This is a genomic window from Protofrankia sp. Cr1, assembly GCF_963555865.1.
In the GTDB taxonomy this organism is placed as follows: domain Bacteria; phylum Actinomycetota; class Actinomycetes; order Frankiales; family Frankiaceae; genus Protofrankia.
Map to the genome: position 1 here is coordinate 7844 of NZ_CAUVXO010000013.1, position 765 is coordinate 8608.

The following is a 765-nucleotide window of genomic DNA, read 5'->3' on the forward strand; positions in this document are numbered from 1 at the left end:
CGGCGGCGACCCGCGGTGTTCCACCGCCGGCCACCCGCCGGCTCGACGTGGCGTCCCGGCCCCGAATCGGCGCCGCCGGGGCGGGTGCTGGTGCCGGCAGCTGCAACGACTGGCGCACCGGCACCGCGCTCACCCCTGGTGTCGCGGCCAGCATGTACGCCCGGCCCGACGAACATGTCGCCGAGGTGGCCCGCCGCGCGATGAACCGCACGCCGGACCACCGCTTCGACCCGGTTGTCGTCGTCACCGAGATGGGGCGCCCCGTCGGCCTGGTCCGGGTCGAGCGCCTGCTCCTGCGCCTCGCCGAGCTGGCCGGGCCGTATCCGAACCCGCGGACGGCGGCGGGTCTGATTCCGCGGCAACCCACGCAGGCGCCCACGCAGACATCGCAGCCCGAATCCGCAGACGTGCCGTTCAGGGTCCGGTGACGATACGCCGGACCCGCGCGGCCCGGTTGACCGCGCTCACCACCGCCCGCAGCGAGGCTGTGACGATGTTGGGGTCGATCCCGACGCCCCAGTACACCCTCTCCCCCGCAGCCGCATCCCCGACAGCCACCTCCAGATAGGCGGCAGCGCGGGCGTCGGCACCCGAGCCCAGGGCGTGCTCGTGGTAATCCAGCACCCGAACCCGGATGTCCCGTTCGGCGAGAGCGGTCACGAACGCGTCGATCGGACCGTTGCCGGCACCGCTGATGACCTCTTCACCGCCGTGGATGCGCACCGAGACGTTCACCTCGTCGCGTTCACCGTGCGCCGCGGTGGT

The 765-nt window shown here is 73.3% G+C and carries 2 protein-coding genes; one reads left to right on the plus strand and one right to left on the minus strand.

The features are described 5' to 3' along the window. Positions 1-428 (plus strand): CBS domain-containing protein (locus U9980_RS02725; protein ID WP_322766534.1); only part of this gene is annotated, 428 nt, incomplete at its 5' end. On the opposite strand, the gene U9980_RS02730 is transcribed toward U9980_RS02725, so the two are convergent. Next, on the minus strand, positions 415-765 hold a 351-nt coding region (locus U9980_RS02730; RefSeq protein ID WP_322766535.1), incomplete at its 5' end, for an alpha-isopropylmalate synthase regulatory domain-containing protein. The genes U9980_RS02725 and U9980_RS02730 overlap by 14 nt on opposite strands.